This window comes from Pseudochrobactrum lubricantis (assembly GCF_041929865.1).
Taxonomy (GTDB): Bacteria; Pseudomonadota; Alphaproteobacteria; order Rhizobiales; family Rhizobiaceae; genus Pseudochrobactrum; species Pseudochrobactrum saccharolyticum.
This window is the reverse complement of the sequence record NZ_JBHEEE010000002.1, coordinates 500281-519075: the sequence shown is the minus strand read 5'-3', so window position 1 is coordinate 519075 and position 18795 is coordinate 500281. Positions and strand designations below refer to the sequence as shown.

Below are 18795 nucleotides of genomic sequence, written 5' to 3'. Positions count from 1 at the left end.
GGTTGCTCCGGCTTGCATGAGAACAAACCTGCCCGATGCAATAGACGAGCGCATAGCTTTACTATCGTGTTAAATTAAGACGAGTGCTCAGGCAATCCCGGCTTACCGGCTTCATCAGGGTTCAGGCGCACATAATCCGCTTTCAGATCTTCCGATGTTTTACGGCTGCCGTCATGGCTCCAGCCGGGCGGCGCTGCCATATACATCAGCCTTTGCCGCAGGCTCAGCCCCGGCGCAAACACATCTTTCATCATCCCCGCCCATTCATGAAATGCCACCCGCACCGGATTGAAAGTACCGATATTGCGCACAATCCCGTAGCGCGGCATATCCTCCGGCAGTTCCTCCACAAATGTGCCGAATAATCTGTCCCAGATAATCAAGGTACCGGCAAAATTCGCATCCAGATATCGCGGATTGGTCGCGTGATGCACACGGTGATGCGACGGCGTATTGAATATGAGTTCAATAGGCTTCCACATTTTGCCGATTGCCTCGGTATGAATCCAGAACTGGTAGATAAGATTAAAGCCATAGACGAAAGCAATCACTGCCGGATGAAAGCCCAGCAATACCAGCGGCACCTGCAACATAAACATGCCGGTAATCTGCCCCGTCCATGACTGACGCAGCGCTGTGGTCAGATTATAGTGCTGGCTGGAATGATGATTGACATGCTCCGCCCAGACCCAACGCACCCGATGGGCAATACGGTGATACCAGTAATAGCGCAGATCATCAAAAATAAAGGCAGCAATAAAGACCCACCAATGCAGGCCGAGGTCAAAGAAACGGAACTGCCAGACCCACAGCAAAGCTGTGACAGAAACAAAACCGAGCAACAGCCCTGCCACAACATTACCGGTGCCCATTAACAGGCTGGTCAGTGCATCACGGGTTTCAAATTCGCCCTTGCGATGCCAATAGCGCACCGCAACCAGCTCAATCATGATCGCAAGGAGATATAAGGGCACTGCCAGCAGTGTCACGTCGAAGAATGCCGGATCATTCATAAAGACAACTCCCCTTTTTATTATTGAGGCCGCGCTAGAGCGGTTTACGTGCAGATTGGATCATAGCGCTCGCTCCAGATTCTTTATTTGGTCGCACTATCACGGGCGTCAAGTTGATCCAACTTGACTGTGAAATGCTCCAGCCATTCACAGACCTGATCACGTGTCTTTTTGTCATCGAAAGAAAAAGCAGCCGCAGGCCATGTAAAATCATGCATCTGCAGAAACAGTCTTGTTTCATCCTGCTTCCGGATTTCCGCAATATCTTGCGCTTTTAAAATGCGTGTCAGAAATTTAGCACCCACCGCATGAACAATACCGGTTCCCTGCTGCGGCAGGTCGAAAAAAGCAGTGCGCCGGTCTTGAGTATAATAAATGCGGGTGATCAGGCTTTCCGGATAATCCTGCCGGAAACGCTCCAGCACATCCTTATCAGTGTTTAAAACCGCCTGCCGGTTACCGCCAAGCAGATGAACAGCCACTGCGCCGATGATGATACCGGCGACGATCATGCCAATGAGTACAGGCGAACTCAGCAAGCGACCTGATCTCCCCCTATAAACAAGCCGTTCCCCTTCATGAAAACAAGGTTCCCACGAAAATTCCCAGCATTCAAGTATCCAAAAATCGCACAGGTACTCAATAACCAGCCCGCAATTTTACCAGTCGCTAACCTTAATGCCGTGCTGCTTTGCATAGCTCTTGAAATGTCACAATTTCTACACAACCCACAGGCGATATTTTTGTGAGACTTAATGCGTGATACCGCATTTAAATTACCCGCAATCACAGTTTAACGAACGAAAATTGCGACCGGCACCAATTTTGTCCAAATAGCGACTAAATAGCGATTTAAATCGTTTAAATGAGGTCTGCAAGGCTCGCAGAGGAGCTATGCAATCTTGTCTCTCCTCATTTCTGATTACCCGGGCTATATACAGGACAACAGATTACACAACACAACTGAACACAATCGAGGGTTTTAAAAATGAACATCATTCGCTCTTTCAACAACTGGCGCCGTTACCGTGACACAGTTTCCGAACTGAACCGTTTGTCCAACCGTGAACTCGGTGATCTCGGTATCTCCCGCTCCGACATTCCTTACATCGCCCGCAAGTCCAACACTGCCGGTATGTAATTTAAGCAAGTCATTGCTAAAACTGTCAGGATCGGGAATTCGCCTGAACTGATAGTATGTATGCCACGAAATATCTGTGCCGGAGTTTTTCAACCACCGGCGCGGACGGATAAACATCCTCCCCTTTCATGACCGGTATTCCTCCTCCCGTACCGGTCATGTTTTATTGCCTGCTGTTGTCCCTCCCGTTTTTCAGCAGGCATAGCGCTGCCAGGACTATGTCCTCCATTCTGCGCTGACTGATATCCCCCCATATCAGTCCTCCTTAAGATAGCTCTGTCGCCCTCCCTCCTGCGACAGGGCTATTTTTTTATCCATTATTCCTATCCGCAAAAGCTTGTGATCTGGCACAGAGGTGATTGATGCCGCGTTGCAAAAGCGGTATTGGACAAAGCATGTCCAATTTATCATCCTATTCACCTGTTCACATTATCGGCGGCGGCCTCGCAGGCAGCGAAGCGGCATGGCAGATTGCTGAAGCAGGCATTCCCGTCATCATTCATGAAATGCGTCCGGTGCGCGGTACAGATGCGCATAAGACCCACGGACTGGCTGAGCTTGTCTGCTCCAATTCCTTCCGCTCGGATGATGCTGAAACCAATGCCGTTGGCGTGCTCCATGCTGAAATGCGTCTGGCCAATTCGCTGATTATGGCCTGCGCCGATGCCAATCAGGTTCCGGCCGGTGGTGCGCTGGCTGTTGACCGTGACGGTTTCTCTGATGCGGTCACTGCAAAGCTTGAAGCGCATCCGCTCATCACCATTCAGCGTGAAGTGGTTGAAGGTCTGCCACCGGAAGACTGGGGCAACACCATCATCGCCACCGGCCCGCTGACCGCTGCAGAACTGGCAGAGGCAATCGCGCAGGAAACTGAAGCCGATTCCCTCGCCTTCTTTGATGCGATTGCGCCGATCATCCATTTTGACAGTATCAATATGGATATCTGCTGGTTCCAGTCGCGCTATGACAAAGTTGGTCCGGGCGGTACAGGCAAAGACTATATCAACTGCCCGATGGATAAAGAGCAATATCAGGCTTTTATTCAGGCTTTGATTGACGGCGAAAAGACCGAGTTCAAAGAATGGGAAGGCACACCTTATTTCGACGGCTGTCTGCCGATTGAAGTAATGGCAGAGCGCGGCCCTGAAACATTGCGCCACGGCCCGATGAAACCGATGGGGCTGACCAATGCCCATAATCGCGATGTGAAGCCCTATGCAGTTGTGCAGCTGCGTCAGGATAATGCACTCGGCACGCTCTATAATATGGTCGGTTTCCAGACCAAGCTGAAATATGGCGAACAGACCCGGATTTTGCGCATGATTCCGGGTTTGGAGAATGCGGAATTTGCCCGCCTCGGCGGTTTGCACCGCAATACCTATCTCAATTCGCCGATCCTGCTGGACACAAGCCTGCGCCTGAAATCCCGCCCGCAGATCCGTTTTGCAGGCCAGATTACCGGCTGTGAAGGCTATGTGGAATCTTCAGCGATGGGTTTGCTCGCCGGTCGTTTTGCGGCTGCGCAGCAGCGTGGTGAAACTTTGCCGCCACCGCCTGTCACGACAGCTTTTGGCGCCTTGCTCAATCACATTACCGGCGGTCATCTTGTCAGCGATGATGAACCGGGCAAACGTTCTTTCCAGCCAATGAATGTGAATTTCGGCCTGTTTCCGGAAGTTACAGTTCCGAAACAGGAAGGTGTGCGTCTGCGCGGCAAGGAAAAGACACAGGCCAAAAAACGCGCTCTTAGTGCCCGCGCTTTGAGTGACTTCAAAATCTGGCTGCAAGAACAGCAATAACATTTTAAAGCCGCCTCCAGAGCATGTCTCCCAAAAGTGGGTACCGGTTTTGGGGTAAAGACATGCGTAAAAACAAAGCACTAGAGCGAGCACAGTGCCACAGCTTAAACGCAACACGCTCTAGAGGCGGCTTTTTTATTACTTATGATTTGAGTGAGGACTTTAAGTAAATCCACTGGCGCCGTAATTGTGACAGGTCAATGCCCTGCTCGGCCACCAGATCAGCTTTGCGCTCTGCGCGTTTCAGCACCAACGGAACCAAACGCACCGGCAGATAGGCTGCTTTCAGGCTTGCCGGCATCGGCTGTTTTTCAAAAGCCGCGTAATGTTCCTTCGCCAGAGCTGTCACCACAGCCACGACACGTTGCATCGCCGCTTTGTCATCACCCTTGATAAATTGCTCTGTCGAAACGCCCACCGCCTGCAACATATCTTCCGGCACATAGACCTGCCCGCGACGGCGATGCAAAGGCATCAGCCGCAGCAAACCGCTGACAGCCTGCGCAACACCCGCATGACCGGAGAGTTCTGCCGAAGATTTCGCCGCATCGGCATCCAAGATCATTGCTGCCATTTGCAAAATGGCACAAGCGGTTTCGCCGCAATAGCCTTCCAGATCATTGCGGCTCGGCATCGGATCATTATAGAGATCAAAAATCCGTGCCTCACAATAGGCATCGAACACGGAGCGCGGCAGCTGATAATCGCCAATCGCCTTGAGCAGCAAAGCCGCCACCGGATTGCCGGTCACTGCACCATGTTCGGTGCCATTGATAAGATCACGCCACCATTGCAGACGCACTTCCCCCGGCAATGCATCATGTACCACATCTCGGATACGGGCGATTTCTGCATTGAATGCATAGAGTGCAGCAAGCGCAGGCCGCTTATCTTCCGGCGCATAAAGCACAGCCAGATAGCGGTCAAAATCACTCTGGCGCAGAAATTGCAGGCAATGCTGATAATGTCCGGTCTCGGCCGCTGAAAATGTCACGGCTTTATTGTCAGTTTCAGCCACGCTCTCACTCCACGGCAATCAGAGCGGCGGCAACGGCACGGTCTTCCGCAAGCAACACATTATAGGTGCGCACAGCAGCGCCGGTGCTCATCGGATCGGAGGAAATGCGGTGTTCACGCAGCACAGCCTTAACATCTTCCGGTATCCGGCGCAGATCCATACCCGTGCCAACCAGCAAAATTTCAATATCGCTTGCCTGCTGCAGGATCATGCCCAGATCAGCCACCGTCAGAATTGGCGGCTGTTTTGGCTCCCAGCCATGAATGCCGGACGGCAGACACATTAATGAACCGCGATGCGACATTTCCGCAAAACGAAAACCGCCATTTCCATAGGCATCAATCGGTGCCCGTCCCGGAAAATGCGCTTCACGGATTTCAATGCCAGTGTTCATTTCGTCTCTCTTTATCTTGAGCACTATAATCTGCTCAGCCCCGCACTAGAGCATTTCCAGTTTATTTTGAAACATAGGAAATGCTCTATCTTTTAGTTTTTACGCGTATCTTATCCGAAAACCGCTTCACACTTTTCGGGATACGCTCAAGCGCACAAGCACTGATATGCGCCCCTTCTACAACAATATGGGAGTTTTACCAGTTCATTACAGTGCATTTCAGCCTGATTAAAACAGCATTGCCCGCAGGAGAACCTGCGGGCAATGCTTATTGTTATATATTGCTGATTACTCAGCTTGCGGTTTGCGGTTCCGCATTTTCGCTGACATCCGACGGTCTGATGCCGAGCAGCCAAAGCAACGGCCCCGCAATATAGATCGACGAATAGGTCGCGATAATAATCCCCAGCGACATCATCACTGCAAAGGAACCGATATCCGCACCACCAAAGATGTAGAGCGGGATCAGCGCCAGCAACGTGACCAGAGAGGTCAGAATTGTACGGGACAGCGTCTGATTGATCGCAGCATCCACCAGCATACTGACCCGCGTCTGCGGATAGCGGCGCAAATTATCACGCACGCGGTCATACACGACCACCGTATCGTTAAGCGAATAACCGATCACCGTCAGCAGTGCCGCAAGGCTCCACAAATTATATTCAAAGCGGAACAGCGCAAAAACACCGATCATAATGATAATATCATGCGTCGTTGCCAGCACGGCACCGACAGCAAACTGCCAGCGGAAACGCAGCCACAAATAGGCAAAAACGCCGATCAGTGCCAGTCCGAGCGCTGCATTACCAATCCGCGACAAATGATCGGAAACCGTTGGCCCCACCACTTCGACGCGCTGGAAATCATAATCCTGCTCGAACTCGTCGCGCAATTTCACGACAACAGTCTGCTCGGCATCATCACCGGCATCCTGCGAACCGATCAGCAGCTCGGCAAGGTTTTCATTTTTACCCTGCACCACCCGCGCACCGTCAATATTCAGCTCGGACAGACGCAAACGAATATCATCCAGATCCGCAGGTCCTTCACGCGACTGCAGCTCGACAGAAGAACCGCCGTCGAAATCGATACCGTAATTCAGACCCATGGTGAAATAAAACACGACGGCAGCAACACAGGCAGCGGCAGAGATAATCGCCGTAATGCCGCTCAGTTTCATAAAGCCGATTTTGGTATTGGTTGGCACCAGCTTGAGGAAACGCGCCGGAATCACTGTTGGCTTCGACTGGCGAACCCAGAGAGAAATCAGGAGACGGGAGAAGGTGTAGGTTGTGAAAAGTGACGTCGCAACACCAATGGTCACGATAATCGCAAATTCATGCAACGGCCCGCTGCCGAACATCAGCAATACCAATGCCGCGATCAGCGTTGTCAGATTGGCATCCACCACACAGGCACGCGCACGGGAAAAGCCGGATTCAATCGCTTGCACAACGGAATAACCGTTACGGCGATCTTCACGCATTTTCTCAAACAGCAGAATATTGCTGTCCACGGCCATGCCGATTGTCAGCACCAGACCGGCAATGGTTGCCAGCCCGACTGCAACGCCGAAGAATGACACGACGGCAATCATCAGCATGACATTGACGCCAAGTGCAATCACAGAGATCAGACCAAGCAGGCCATAGGACAGCACCATAAACAGAGCGACAACCACAAGCGCGCTCAGTGCAGTAATCAGTCCGTAGCTTGTATAATTCTGGCCAAGCGCCGAAGCGATGCTGCGCTCTTCCAGAACCTGAACTGGAGCAGCAAGCGGCCCCGAACGCAGAACAACACCAAGATTGCTCAGTGTTTCCAGATCAAAATCACCGGTGATCTGCAGATTACCGGTCGTAATTGCCTCCTGAATACGCGGAGCCGACACAATCTGATTATCAATCACAACAGCAAGAACAGAGCCGGTATTCTTGGTCGTAAAATCGGCCAGATCCTTTGTGCCCTCTTCCGTCAGGGAGATGGTAATCACTGAATCCTGCGCGGTATTTACGCCGACTTCCGCATCGGCAATGTCTTCACCGGTAAGAACCGGTGCTTTTTTAACAATATAGCCAACCGGCGGATCATCAAACGAATAGATGATTTCTGAATCCTGCGGAACCAGCCCCTCAGCCAGCGGATCAGGCGTCGTTACAATTTTCGCCTGACGGAAATTGATATCGCCTTTCAGGCTCAGGAGATCTTTGATGAGCTGTGCATCATAAACATCCGGCACTTCAGCGCGTATCTGGTTTTTGTTCTGCACATTGATACGGGCATTATCATAGCCCAGCTCAGACAGACGGTCGGCCATAACGGCTGCGCTTTTATCCAGATCTTCCGCAGTAATTTTCGGCGATGCCAGAACAACGCGCGTACCGCCTGTCAGATCAAGACCGGTGATAATCTGCCCTTTCGGGAAACCGTCAGGCAGACCCGACAATTGCTGAGCGGAAAAGAAATTAGGTAATGCAAAGATAAAACCGGCCAGAACGACCAGCCAGATCAGTACCGATTTCCAGCGCGGGAAATAGAGCATCGGCAATCCATCCGTAAAATTGATGCCGCTTTGCAGCAAATCCGCAAAACAGACAGGATCAGACGTAACAGCAATGTTTTGAGAATAACTGCCGAATAAAACACGGCAAATTCTGCTTACACCACCTCATTTTCTGATCTTATACGTGATTCGTACAAATCTCAGCAGGCACACAGGCGGATGGCGCAGATTTTAAGCTGATGATGCGCTATTGCAGCACATCAAATTATAGTTTCAGACCAATAAAAAAGCCCGCTCGAAGCGGGCTTTAATAACAATAAGCAATAAGCTTACTTGTTCTTGTTGTCGGCAACCGGTTCACCACGGGTGCGCACATCACCGATGGTGGAGCGCAGAACGCGGATTTTGATACCGTCAGCAATTTCAGCTTCCAGTTCATTATCATCGATTACTTTGGTAACTTTAGCGATGATGCCGCCACCGGTAATGATCGTGTCATTGCGGCGGATATTGGTCAGCATTTCGCCGCGTTTTTTCATCTGATTACGCTGAGGGCGGATAATCAGGAAATACATAACAACGAAAATAAGAATAAACGGCAGAATGCTCATCAGCATATCCGCGCCACCGGCACCACCGGCGGCCTGAGCGTAAGCAGGGGTAACAAACATGAAAGTGACTCCTCGTCAAACTGAAAACTGTCCGATGCTTCTCGGCTGCAGAATTCCTTAAACCGATTGCGGGTTAGGGAATTATGTAGTCAAAGCCGTCATATTTCACCGGCATGCATCAAATTTATTCACTGCGCATTACAACGGTTATACGCCGTTATGCAACCATAGATGCAAATTCTTAATCCACTTTACCAGTGCGGCCATCATTTTTTTCACTCCGGCCTTGGCTACAGGCACAAATACAATATTTTCACACAACCGTACCCATGGGTACTATTCAAAGGCAATAATCTTGCTAAAGTCAGACTGTTCTTGAAGGCAGTCTTTAAGAAGCAAACAGAAACAGTCCGGTAAAGCCGGTAGCGAATGCTCAAGTGCTTTACTTAAAATCCGGGCATTCTTGCATCCCGCCATAAGTCTGATGACCGGATACAAGAGTGCCGCGGATAGAATACAGGCTTTAAAATGAACACGACTGAGCAAATATTGAGTGCAAAACTGGATCAGCTGCTGGCTGTTCTTGAGCGTATGGCACCACCTGTCCCGAAACCGATACAGGCAGATCGTGCCGATACTTTTGTCTGGGAGCCTTCCCGCCTTGAACTGGCACCGGTCAAAAAGGTCAACCGTATTGATCTCGGTCTCATTCATGGTGTTGACCATGTGCGCGACCAGCTGGTGAGCAATACCGAGCGTTTTGCCCGCGGCCTGCCCGCCAATAATGTGCTGCTCTGGGGCGCACGCGGCATGGGCAAATCCTCATTGGTCAAAGCCGCGCAGGCTTCAGTTAATCAAACGGCGCAGAAACCACTGAAACTCATTGAAATTCACCGTGAAGATATCAACAGCCTGCCGGTATTGATGAATCTCATCAAGGAGAGCGACTACCGTTTCATTCTGTTTTGTGACGACCTGTCCTTCGACCATGACGACACATCCTACAAATCACTGAAAGCTGCACTTGAAGGCGGTGTCGAAGGCCGTCCTGATAATGTGATTTTCTATGCCACATCCAACCGCCGTCATCTGATGCCGCGTGAAATGATTGATAATGAGCGTTCCAGCGCTATCAATCCGTCGGAAGCGACAGAAGAAAAAGTCTCACTCTCCGACCGTTTTGGTCTGTGGCTTGGCTTCCATAAATGCAATCAGGATGATTATCTGGCAATGGTCGACGGCTATGCCGCGCATTACGGCTTCAATTATCCGGTTGAGAAGCTGCATGCGGAAGCCCTTGAATGGTCAACCACACGCGGCAACCGTTCAGGCCGCGTTGCCTGGCAATATGTACAAGATTTGGCCGGAAGGCTTGGCATTTCCATTCATGCATAAACCAAAAAGCCCGCTGCATGATGCAGCGGGCTTTTTCAATTCAGAACATAATTTTAAAGGGTTAGAACGTCCTTTGCATGGCACGCGGCGCTCTATATTCCGGGAATTATGTTTCCAGATATTTCGACGGATTAACCGGCGTTGAGTTCTTGCGCACTTCAAAATGCAGCTTTGGCGATTTTGCATTGCCGCTCATACCGGAACGGGCAATTTCCTCACCGCGACGTACTTTCTGACCACGCTGCACATTGATCTTGCTGTTATGACCATAGACAGTCACAAGACCATTTTCGTGGCGCACCAGAACAGTCTGACCGAATTCCTTCAGCCCGTCTCCGGCATAGATAACCACACCGTTTTCGGCTGCTTTAACCGGCGTACCTTCCGGCACCATAATGTCGATACCGTCATTCACAGTACCGCCGTCACGCTGACCAAAGCTGGTCAGCACCTTGCCGCGCACCGGCCAGCGCATCTGCGAGATACCGGTTGCAGAAGGCGCCATGGCGACATCCTGCTCGGCTTCTTCAATCACCTTATTGCTCGCCTGCGGCGGTGTATAAGGTTTCACGCTGCCATCCGGCACCTGTTTTGCAGCTGCAGGCGGGGTTGAAGCTGTTTTTACTGTCGTATCAACTGCGGCCTGAACCGGCTTGGCAACAGCCGCGACCTGCGTTGCAGCAGCAGTCGCTGCAACAGGGATCACCAAAGACTGACCGACGCGGATTGTACCGTCGCTCATGCCGTTCGCTTGTTTCAGAGCTGCAGCCGTCACACCATTGCGCTGGGCAATCGCATGCAGCGTATCACCGCTCTGCACAGTATAACCGCCGGTCGCAGCAGCTACTTTTGCGCCTGCATTGGCAACAGCATTATTCACTTTATTCGTCGCAGCCTGCTGAGCATTGGCAACAGCCTGTGTACCGTTTGATTTCAGCTGACCAAGGGTCTGCGTACCGCCATTGGCAGCAGCAACCAATGCGCCGCCGGCAGCGGCTTTAACGCCCGGAATTGTCAGTGTCTGCCCTGCCCGCAACATATTCGGGTCAGTAATATTATTCGCAGCCATCAGATCATTCGGAGACACATTAAACCGGCGGGCAACGCCGTAAAGTGTTTCACCCGGCTGCACCATCGCATTATTAACCGAACTTGCCGCAGCATTGGTCATATTGCTGCCAGCCATTGCAACCTGCTGTGTCGCCTGATCGCGCACGGACTGAACAGAGTTCTGAACATTATTCTGCACAACCTGTGCAGCGCCCATCGGTGCGGCAGTTCCTACCGGCGGCAACTCGTTACGCTGCACATTACCGGAAGCCACACGCTGCGCAGCCGGCATCGACGGATAATTATCCGCGCCGTTATTCTGCTGATAGGACTGATTCTGTGACTGCATAATCGCGCGCTGATTATTCGTCGATCCAGTCGTAAGGCCATCCGTAAAGCGTGTCATATCCCCGCTACAGCCAGCAACCACACCTGCAAGCAGGATGACCGCGCTATGACGCAGAAGACGCTCGGACGCATGATGCAAAACTTTTTTACGCATATTCAACCCGTCCATACCCGAAACTCTAAGTAGACTTATTAAAGCGCGTTAATGTTACCTGCTGGTTAAAATTGCTGTAAAAAAATTAAAAGATTCATCAAACGGATACCATAATCGCTAAATCAGGCAAATTTGATACACGACATGCTGCTCCGAAGCCTGTCAGAGCGCTGTGACAACCATAAAAACCGGGAAATAAAATCAGCCGAAGTTTCAGAGAAACGCAGCAGAGCCTTCGATAAACGGCTGATAACGCACCATCATCAGGTCTTCACGCTCAAAACGGCTGCCGACTTTGGCCATGCGGCACATGACCTGCTGCCCGTCACCCTGCCCGACCGGTGCAATCATCACGCCATGCGTTGCCAGCAAATCCAGATATTGCCGCGGCATTGCATCCGAAGCCAGCCAGACGATAATGCGGTCATAAGGACCACCAGCTACACCATGGCGGCCATCTGCATGTTTGCAAACAACATTTTCGATCTGATGTGCCTGAAACTGATTGCGCGCGGCTTCTGCCAGAGTCTTATAACGCTCAATCGTTGTCACACGCGCGGCAAGGCGCGCCATAACAGCGGCAGTGAAACCCGAGCCTGTGCCGATTTCCAGCACGCGATGTCCCGCTTCAAGCGACAAAGCCGAAAGAAAACGCGCCTGATCGTCCAGCCCCTCAATTGATTCGCCGCAAGCCAGCGGCAAAACACGATTGCTATAGGCAAAATCCTGATAGGCCGAATTGATGAAATGCTGACGCGGCGTAGCTTCAATTGCTGCAAACAAACGCGGATCGTGCAAACCGCGACTGCGCATACGCAATACAAAAGAGGCAAAACCTTCTTTGCCGCTCATGCGATATTTGCCCGTATTTGCCTGCATGTGAATATTCATGAACCCTGCCCGAAGTCAGATTTATAGCCGATCAGGCAGCATCATCCTTTAAAATTGTAAATTCAGAGATAATGCGAAGAAATAAAAATGCCGGAGACATTTCCGCCTCCGGCATTTCCTTAATCCAGACCTGAATATCAGGCTTTTTCGATACGGGTCATGCCGCCCATATAAGGCACCAGAGCCTCAGGAATGGTGATGCTGCCATCTTCTTCCTGATAATTTTCCATCACAGCGATCAGCGCACGGCCAACAGCAACACCGGAACCGTTCAGCGTGTGAACAAAACGGGTCGCTTTTTCACCGGCAGCACGGTAACGCGCATTCATGCGACGTCCCTGAAAATCACCGCAGACCGAGCAGCTGGAGATTTCGCGGAATGTATTCTGACCCGGCAACCATACTTCGATATCGTAGGTTTTCTGTGCGCCGAAGCCCATATCACCGGTGCAAAGTGTAACAGTGCGGAATGGCAGACCGAGACGCTTCAGAACTTCTTCAGCGCAACCGGTCATGCGTTCCAGTTCGGCTTCCGAGGTTTCAGCATCGGTTACCGATACCATTTCCACTTTCCAGAACTGGTGCTGGCGCAGCATACCGCGTGTATCACGTCCGGCAGAACCGGCCTCTGAGCGGAAGCAAGGCGTCAGCGCAGTCACACGCATCGGCAGTTCAGCACCATCCACAATCTCGCCATTAACCAGATTGGTCAGCGGCACTTCCGCTGTCGGGATCAGCCAACGGCCATCAGTGGTGCGGAACAGATCTTCCGAGAATTTCGGCAGCTGGCCTGTGCCATATACCGCATCATCACGCACCATCAGCGGAACCATGGTTTCAGAATAACCATGTTCTGTGGTGTGCAGATCAAGCATAAACTGACCGAGCGCGCGTTCCAGACGCGCAAGCGCACCTTTCAGCACGGTAAAGCGCGAGCCGGACATGCGGGTAGCACGCTCGAAATCCATCAGACCGAGGGCTTCGCCCAGTTCAAAATGCTCTTTCGGTTCAAAACCGTAATTACGGATATTGCCGACACGACGTGTCTCGACATTATCATTCTCGTCTTTACCGACAGGAACGCTGTCATAAGGCACATTCGGCAGGCTCGAGAGAACATCATTCAGCGCTTTATCGAGACGACGCTCTTCTTCTTCCGCTTCAGTGAGGAAGGTTTTCAGCTCGGCAACTTCCGCCTTCAGGCGGTCAGCGGTCGCCATATCTTTTTCGCCCATCGCTTTGCCGATCTCTTTCGAGGCGGCATTGCGGCGCTCCTGCGCTTCCTGCACCTTGGCAATATGCTGACGGCGGGCTTCATCCAGCGCCAACACATCGGAGGATACAGCAGAGGCTCCGCGCTTTTGCAGAGCAGCATCAAGAGCTTCAGGGTTTTCGCGTATCCATTTAATGTCCAGCATTGGAAGTACCGTTATTTTTAGGTTCAGGTTCACCGTAATCACAACAAGCGGTTACGGCAGGATCTTATATCGCAACACGATCACAACTGATCCGCTGCAATGCATGAAAAGGCAGCATAAATGCTGCCTTCAATTTCTATCACATGATACGAAAATCAGGACGATTTTTGCTCATTATCATCTGCAGGTGTGAGATTATTGAGAATTTCGGCCTGAGCGCGCTTCTTCTCAATCATCTGTGCCAGCCAGATCGAGATTTCGTAGAGCAGGATTGCCGGTATAGCAAGACCGATCTGGCTTGCAGGATCCGGCGGTGTCAGCACGGCAGCCACCACAAAGGCAATCACAATCGCATATTTGCGCTTATCCCGCAGGCCCTGCGCAGTCACCAGCCCAACCTTGGCCATCAGCGATGTGATAACCGGCAGCTGGAACACCAGACCGAAGGCGAAAATCAGCGTCATAATCAGACTGAGATATTCCGACACTTTCGGCAGCAGGGAAATCTGCACTTCGCCATCCGCACCCGATTGCTGCATGGCAAGGAAGAACCACATCACCATCGGTGTGAAGAAGAAATAAACCAGTGCGCCACCCAGCAGGAACAGCAAAGGCGAGGCAACCAGAAACGGCAGGAACGCCATACGCTCATGCTTATAAAGGCCGGGCGCAACAAACTTGTAAATCTGCGAAGCAATCATCGGAAAGGCAAGAACCAGACCGCCGAACATCGCCACTTTCACCTGCGTGAAGAAGAACTCCTGCGGTGCGGTATAGATCAATGCGGCTTTGCTGCGATCCATCCCTGCCCAGTCCAGCGCCCATTGATAAGGCAGAACCAGCAAATTGAAGAGATGCTTGGCAAAAGCAAAGCAGAGTACAAAGGCCAGAAAAAAGGCCACAATCGACCAGATCAGGCGGCGGCGCAGCTCAATGAGATGCTCAAGCAAAGGCGCAGCGCTCTGGTCTATTTCATCCTGATCACTGCTCACTGCTCAGTTCCTGTCTTTTTTGTTGTTTTCGCTGCGGCTTTTGCACGGGGCGCAGCAGCTTTTTTCTCTGCGGCTTGCTTTACCGGTGCAGCTTTAACCGCAGAATCGTTTTTTGCCGGCGCTTTCTTTGCTGCAGGTTTTGCCGCTGTGTCAGCCGCAGCTTTTGAAGCTCTGGGTTTCGCGGCTTTTTTCACCGGTTCTGCAGCAGCAGGCTCGGCAACAGCAGCTGAAGGCTTTGCAGCAACAGGCTGTGCAGCAGGCGCTGCCGCTTTCGCCTCTTCCTCTTTGATTTCAGAGAGATCGAGCGGCGAATCCATAGGCACGACCGGTGTTTCCTCCGGCTTCGGCGATGCATTATTCAGGCTGGCACGCAAATCATCACCGGCGCTGCGCACCGGTTCAAAAATATCCGTCACCGTTTTGCGCGGGTCATATTGCTTCACGCCGTCAATTGTCTTTTTGACTTCGTCCAGCTCTGCCTCGCGCATTGCTTCATCAAAATGCGTCCGGAACTCATTCGCCGTGGCGCGCAGCTTTCCTGTTGCCTTGCCAAAGGCGCGCAACATTTTCGGAAGATCCTTCGGGCCGACAACAACGATCATAACAACCGCAATTACCAGAAGCTCCGACCAGCCTATATCTAACATCGGCGTTCCATTTCACCATCTGTCCGCCTTTGGCCTGTGTTCAAAGCGAACGCGTGGCCAAAGTTTGTCTGCGCCGCATAAGGCGGCACAGTCCGGCAGAATGATCTGTAATTACAGTTTTGTCGTTTTCTTCGTCGGCTTGACCTGTTCGCCGGTCTCATTGTCGATGGTCTTGGAAGAAGCAACATCGGTTTCTTCAGGCTCGTTCATGCCCTGCTTGAAGTTTTTGATGCCCTTGGCAACATCGCCCATCAGTTCAGGAATTTTGCCGCGGCCAAACAACAGCAGCACAACCGCCAGAACAATAAGCCAATGCCAGATCGAAAAACTACCCATCTTATATCCCCTAAATGCTCTCGCGGCATATTCATACCGGAGCAGGATTATCCAAATTCAGTCTCTATTTAAGCGCAATCACAGCATTGTTCAAACAGAACCGGTGAAATTTCTCTTTGTTCTACAGCATAGTTACAAAAATAAAAAACATTTATCCGGCAGAACCCCGCTGAAGCCCTTACCCGGTAACGTGCCGCTGTTTGAAATGGCTGCAACCCCGCCGCTGCTTAAAAGTTAACAAGCACAGAATTATGACAATTTTAACAGTAGAAGCAGCGAAAAAGGCTATTTACGCTCATCATCTTCGACCTTCGGCATGAAAAGACCTAGCTCTTCAATATCACCGGCAGTCAGCGGGTCTTCATCCGCCAGCAACTCATCCGGCCGAACACTCGGCACCGGCACAGAGAAATTCGAAGGCAGACGTGCGGAGAGCAGCCCTGCCCCGCGCAACTCATCCATACCCGGCAGATCGCGAATCTCTGCCAGACCGAAATGATCCAGAAAACTGTCTGTCGTGCCATAGGTCACCGGACGTCCCGGTGTGCGTCTGCGACCGCGCAGTTTCACCCAGCCGGTTTCCATCAGCACATCCAATGTGCCTTTTGAGGTTTCCACGCCGCGAATATCTTCCATCTCCGCACGGGTTACCGGCTGATGATAAGCAATAATTGCCAGCACTTCGAGCGCCGCACGCGACAGTTTCTTCTGTTTGACCAGATCGCGGCTCATCAGAAAGCTTAAATCCGATGCTGTGCGAAACGCCCAGCCGTCACCGGCTTTGACCAGATTGACACCGCGCAGACGATATTCACTTTGCAGCACTTTCAGCACCGGCAACAGTTCCACATCCAGCGGCAGTCGCTCCGACAGCATTTTCTCCGTCACCGGCTCGGAAGACGCGAAAATAATCGCCTCAACCATACGCACCACATCACCCAGCGCCTCGCGTGACGGCACGGACGGATTGGCATCATCGGAAGATATGATCGGCATTTCAGCCTCAGCAGCTGTCAAAATTTCAGTCTCGCTCACGCTTCATCCTTATCTTCGCGATCCGCCTTCAGATCATCTGGCACACTGCTCACCGGTTTACGTTCGGCAGCGCGTACAAAAATCGGTTCGAAAGCTGCATTTTGGCGTAATTCCATCCGCCCTTCACGCACCAGCTCAAGACTGGCGGCAAAGGAACTGGCAATCGCACTCGCACGATCTTCCGGTCGCGCAATATAATCCAGCAGAAACGCATCCAGCGCCACCCAGTCCTGCAATTCACCTACCATGCGCACCAGCAGCACCCGCGCCTCTTTAAGCGACCAGACTGTGCGCTTGGCAATCTGCACATGGGAAACCGCCTGCCTCTGACGCTGTGAAGCATAAGCCGTGAGCAGATCATAAAGCGAAGCGCTGTAAAGGCTGGTCTTTTCCACCAGCACCGTTTCCGGCATACCACGGGCAAATACATCGCGCCCCAGCCGGTCACGATTGACCAGCTTGCCCGCCGCATCACGCATCGCTTCAAGCCGTTTCAACCGGAATTGCAAGACGGAAGCCAGCTGTTCGCCGGTCTCGCCATCCTCATCTTTGGCCTTGGGGATCAGCAAACGCGATTTGAGATAGGCCAGCCATGCCGCCATCACCAGATAATCGGCAGCCAGTTCCAGCTTTCGGTCGCGTGCCAGCTCGATAAATTTCAGATATTGCTCGGCAAGCGCCAGCACGGAAATCTGTGTCAGATCAACCTTCTGATTGCGTGCCAAGTGCAGCAGCAAATCCATCGGGCCTTCAAAACCCTGCACATCCACATGCAGGGTCAGATCTTCGGCACTATCCGGCGGAATGATGAGTGCCGTCTCTGACTGCCACAGATCATCCATCGGCACATCGGCCTTTGGTGTCTGGGGATTATCCGTCTTTGCGGTTTCGGTACTCATCATCCGGCCTGTTATTTATTGAAGTTCTGCCCGATTATCAGGCAACAGCGACCTCTGGGAATAAAGCGTTAAATTCCGCACGGATCGCTGCCTCATTGCTCAGATCCGCTTCACCTGCAAAGACTTCAGCCAGTTCCGCACGGCGCAGGCTCTCATCTTTCAGATCAGGAATAGCAGCGGCAACGGCAATAGTTTCTTCCAGCACGCCGCTGCAATGCAGCACCACATCACAACCGGCAGCGATAATCTCACGGGCAATATCATCCAGATTACCGGACAGCGCCTTCATGGAAATATCGTCGCTCATCAGCAAGCCGTCATAATCCAGCATATCACGGATCACACAATTGATAACCACCGGTGACAGCGTTGCAGGACGTTCCGGATCAAGCGCCTTGTAAACAATATGCGCAGTCATAGCGGCCGGCAGATCATCCAGCTGGCAGAATGGTACAAAATCACGGGCACAAAGTTCGCTCAAAGGCGCATCAACGCTCGGCAGTTCCTTATGACTGTCGGCAAATGCACGGCCATGCCCCGGCATATGTTTCATCACCGGCAGCACACCACCGGCCATCAGTCCTTCAGCAACCGCATTGCCCAATACCGCAACAGTTTCCGGATCATAGGAGTAAGCGCGCGAACCGATCACCTCATGAGAGCCTTCAACCGGCACATCCAGCACCGGCAGACAATTGGCATTGATGCCAACGCCCATCAGATCAAAAGCATGAAGACGGCCGAGCAGCCAGGCGGCGCGCATACCCTGTTCTTCATCCTGTTCATAAAGCGCACCGATCTGCGATGCTGACGGATAATTCGGCACCAGCGGCGGGCGCAGACGCTGCACACGCCCGCCTTCCTGATCGATAAAGATCAGTGTCTCATCCCGTCCGGTTACATCGCGGATTTGCGCGGTCAATGCGCGCAACTGCTCCAGACTTTCCACATTGCGGGCAAACAGAATAAAGCCCCACGGACGCACACGACGGAACAATTCCTGCTCGGCTTCGGTCAGCGTGGTACCTTCGAAACCGGTAATCATGGCTTTAAATGTCATTGCGGCAATGCTCCTCGCCTATTGGAATATGACAAATCAGACAGGCATTTCGCAGATAAATGACTTCATTTAACGTCCGCGATAATGCGAC

The 18795-nt window shown here is 51.9% G+C and carries 18 protein-coding genes; 3 read left to right on the top strand and 15 right to left on the bottom strand.

Annotated features, from left to right (window positions below; all coding sequences use genetic code 11):
• Positions 1-74: 74 nt before the first annotated feature.
• Both JNC80_RS06905 and JNC80_RS06900 read right to left on the bottom strand, forming a co-directional pair.
• On the bottom strand, positions 75-1013 hold the full coding sequence (locus JNC80_RS06905) for a sterol desaturase family protein (protein ID WP_376709856.1): 939 nt from the start codon (positions 1011-1013) through the stop codon (positions 75-77).
• An 83-nt stretch (positions 1014-1096) separates the two neighbouring features.
• Positions 1097-1552: a hypothetical protein gene (locus tag JNC80_RS06900; RefSeq protein WP_376709855.1), complete on the bottom strand. Its 456-nt coding sequence runs from the start codon at positions 1550-1552 to the stop codon at positions 1097-1099.
• Positions 1553-2001: 449 nt separating this feature from the next.
• On the opposite strand from JNC80_RS06900, the gene JNC80_RS06895 reads away from it, so the two are divergent.
• Together JNC80_RS06895 and trmFO are read left to right on the top strand one after the other, a co-directional pair.
• Complete coding sequence (locus JNC80_RS06895; RefSeq protein ID WP_022711474.1) at positions 2002-2154, top strand: DUF1127 domain-containing protein; 153 nt, start codon at positions 2002-2004, stop codon at positions 2152-2154.
• A 395-nt stretch (positions 2155-2549) separates the two neighbouring features.
• Positions 2550-3953 carry a methylenetetrahydrofolate--tRNA-(uracil(54)-C(5))-methyltransferase (FADH(2)-oxidizing) TrmFO gene (trmFO, locus tag JNC80_RS06890; protein WP_376709854.1) on the top strand — a complete coding sequence of 468 codons (1404 nt, stop codon included), beginning with the start codon at positions 2550-2552 and terminating at the stop codon, positions 3951-3953.
• Positions 3954-4095: 142 nt separating this feature from the next.
• Here the strand turns inward: trmFO and JNC80_RS06885 are convergent, their stop codons facing one another.
• The 4 genes from JNC80_RS06885 to yajC all read right to left on the bottom strand — a co-directional run bounded on the left by JNC80_RS06885 (position 4096) and on the right by yajC (position 8539).
• A complete protein-coding gene (locus JNC80_RS06885; RefSeq protein ID WP_376709853.1) occupies positions 4096-4971 on the bottom strand; it encodes a phytoene/squalene synthase family protein in 876 nt (291 codons plus the stop codon).
• Between the two features lie 4 nt (positions 4972-4975).
• The gene (locus tag JNC80_RS06880; protein WP_376709852.1) at positions 4976-5365 is read right to left on the bottom strand and encodes an Mth938-like domain-containing protein; all 390 of its coding nucleotides are present in this window, start codon (positions 5363-5365) and stop codon (positions 4976-4978) included.
• A gap of 292 nt (positions 5366-5657) precedes the next feature.
• Complete coding sequence (gene secD, locus JNC80_RS06875; RefSeq protein ID WP_376709851.1) at positions 5658-7907, bottom strand: protein translocase subunit SecD; 2250 nt, start codon at positions 7905-7907, stop codon at positions 5658-5660.
• Positions 7908-8197: 290 nt separating this feature from the next.
• Positions 8198-8539 (bottom strand): preprotein translocase subunit YajC, encoded by a 342-nt coding sequence (yajC, locus tag JNC80_RS06870; RefSeq protein ID WP_022711479.1) that lies wholly within the window; start codon positions 8537-8539, stop codon positions 8198-8200.
• 468 nt (positions 8540-9007) lie between these two features.
• Between yajC and JNC80_RS06865 the strand changes: the two genes are divergently transcribed.
• A complete protein-coding gene (locus JNC80_RS06865; RefSeq protein ID WP_376709850.1) occupies positions 9008-9874 on the top strand; it encodes an ATP-binding protein in 867 nt (288 codons plus the stop codon).
• A gap of 106 nt (positions 9875-9980) precedes the next feature.
• Here the strand turns inward: JNC80_RS06865 and JNC80_RS06860 are convergent, their stop codons facing one another.
• The 9 genes from JNC80_RS06860 to nagZ form a co-directional block, all read right to left on the bottom strand.
• Positions 9981-11216, bottom strand: a complete 1236-nt coding sequence (locus JNC80_RS06860) for a LysM peptidoglycan-binding domain-containing protein (RefSeq protein WP_371257522.1) — start codon at positions 11214-11216, stop codon at positions 9981-9983.
• 423 nt (positions 11217-11639) lie between these two features.
• The gene (locus JNC80_RS06855; protein WP_022711482.1) at positions 11640-12317 is read right to left on the bottom strand and encodes a protein-L-isoaspartate(D-aspartate) O-methyltransferase; all 678 of its coding nucleotides are present in this window, start codon (positions 12315-12317) and stop codon (positions 11640-11642) included.
• A gap of 137 nt (positions 12318-12454) precedes the next feature.
• A complete protein-coding gene (gene serS, locus JNC80_RS06850) occupies positions 12455-13735 on the bottom strand; it encodes a serine--tRNA ligase (RefSeq protein WP_376709849.1) in 1281 nt (426 codons plus the stop codon).
• A 155-nt stretch (positions 13736-13890) separates the two neighbouring features.
• Positions 13891-14727: a twin-arginine translocase subunit TatC gene (gene tatC, locus JNC80_RS06845; RefSeq protein WP_022711484.1), complete on the bottom strand. Its 837-nt coding sequence runs from the start codon at positions 14725-14727 to the stop codon at positions 13891-13893.
• Positions 14724-15374: a Sec-independent protein translocase protein TatB gene (gene tatB, locus JNC80_RS06840; protein WP_376709848.1), complete on the bottom strand. Its 651-nt coding sequence runs from the start codon at positions 15372-15374 to the stop codon at positions 14724-14726. The genes tatC and tatB overlap by 4 nt, the downstream gene beginning before the upstream one ends.
• Positions 15375-15485: 111 nt before the next feature.
• Entirely contained in the window at positions 15486-15710 is a 225-nt protein-coding gene (locus tag JNC80_RS06835; RefSeq protein ID WP_022711486.1) for a twin-arginine translocase TatA/TatE family subunit, read from the bottom strand.
• A 285-nt stretch (positions 15711-15995) separates the two neighbouring features.
• Positions 15996-16706: an SMC-Scp complex subunit ScpB gene (gene scpB / locus JNC80_RS06830; protein ID WP_376709905.1), complete on the bottom strand. Its 711-nt coding sequence runs from the start codon at positions 16704-16706 to the stop codon at positions 15996-15998.
• Between the two features lie 35 nt (positions 16707-16741).
• Positions 16742-17644: a segregation and condensation protein A gene (locus tag JNC80_RS06825; protein WP_376709847.1), complete on the bottom strand. Its 903-nt coding sequence runs from the start codon at positions 17642-17644 to the stop codon at positions 16742-16744.
• 37 nt (positions 17645-17681) lie between these two features.
• A complete protein-coding gene (gene nagZ, locus JNC80_RS06820; RefSeq protein WP_376709846.1) occupies positions 17682-18704 on the bottom strand; it encodes a beta-N-acetylhexosaminidase in 1023 nt (340 codons plus the stop codon).
• Between the last annotated feature and the right edge of the window lie 91 nt (positions 18705-18795).

Bases quoted from the DNA above. Each gene is read 5' to 3' on its own strand.
- JNC80_RS06905 (WP_376709856.1), bottom strand. From the start codon at position 1,013: ATGAATGATCCGGCATTCTTCGACGTGACACTGCTGGCAGTGCCCTTA.
- JNC80_RS06895 (WP_022711474.1), top strand. From the start codon at position 2,002: ATGAACATCATTCGCTCTTTCAACAACTGGCGCCGTTACCGTGACACA.
- trmFO (WP_376709854.1), top strand. From the start codon at position 2,550: ATGTCCAATTTATCATCCTATTCACCTGTTCACATTATCGGCGGCGGC.
- JNC80_RS06880 (WP_376709852.1), bottom strand. From the start codon at position 5,365: ATGAACACTGGCATTGAAATCCGTGAAGCGCATTTTCCGGGACGGGCA.
- secD (WP_376709851.1), bottom strand. From the start codon at position 7,907: ATGCTCTATTTCCCGCGCTGGAAATCGGTACTGATCTGGCTGGTCGTT.
- yajC (WP_022711479.1), bottom strand. From the start codon at position 8,539: ATGTTTGTTACCCCTGCTTACGCTCAGGCCGCCGGTGGTGCCGGTGGC.
- JNC80_RS06865 (WP_376709850.1), top strand. From the start codon at position 9,008: ATGAACACGACTGAGCAAATATTGAGTGCAAAACTGGATCAGCTGCTG.
- JNC80_RS06860 (WP_371257522.1), bottom strand. From the start codon at position 11,216: ATGCCGGCTGCGCAGCGTGTGGCTTCCGGTAATGTGCAGCGTAACGAG.
- JNC80_RS06855 (WP_022711482.1), bottom strand. From the start codon at position 12,317: ATGAATATTCACATGCAGGCAAATACGGGCAAATATCGCATGAGCGGC.
- serS (WP_376709849.1), bottom strand. From the start codon at position 13,735: ATGCTGGACATTAAATGGATACGCGAAAACCCTGAAGCTCTTGATGCT.
- tatB (WP_376709848.1), bottom strand. From the start codon at position 15,374: ATGTTAGATATAGGCTGGTCGGAGCTTCTGGTAATTGCGGTTGTTATG.
- JNC80_RS06835 (WP_022711486.1), bottom strand. From the start codon at position 15,710: ATGGGTAGTTTTTCGATCTGGCATTGGCTTATTGTTCTGGCGGTTGTG.
- scpB (WP_376709905.1), bottom strand. From the start codon at position 16,706: ATGCCGATCATATCTTCCGATGATGCCAATCCGTCCGTGCCGTCACGC.
- JNC80_RS06825 (WP_376709847.1), bottom strand. From the start codon at position 17,644: ATGAGTACCGAAACCGCAAAGACGGATAATCCCCAGACACCAAAGGCC.
- nagZ (WP_376709846.1), bottom strand. From the start codon at position 18,704: ATGACATTTAAAGCCATGATTACCGGTTTCGAAGGTACCACGCTGACC.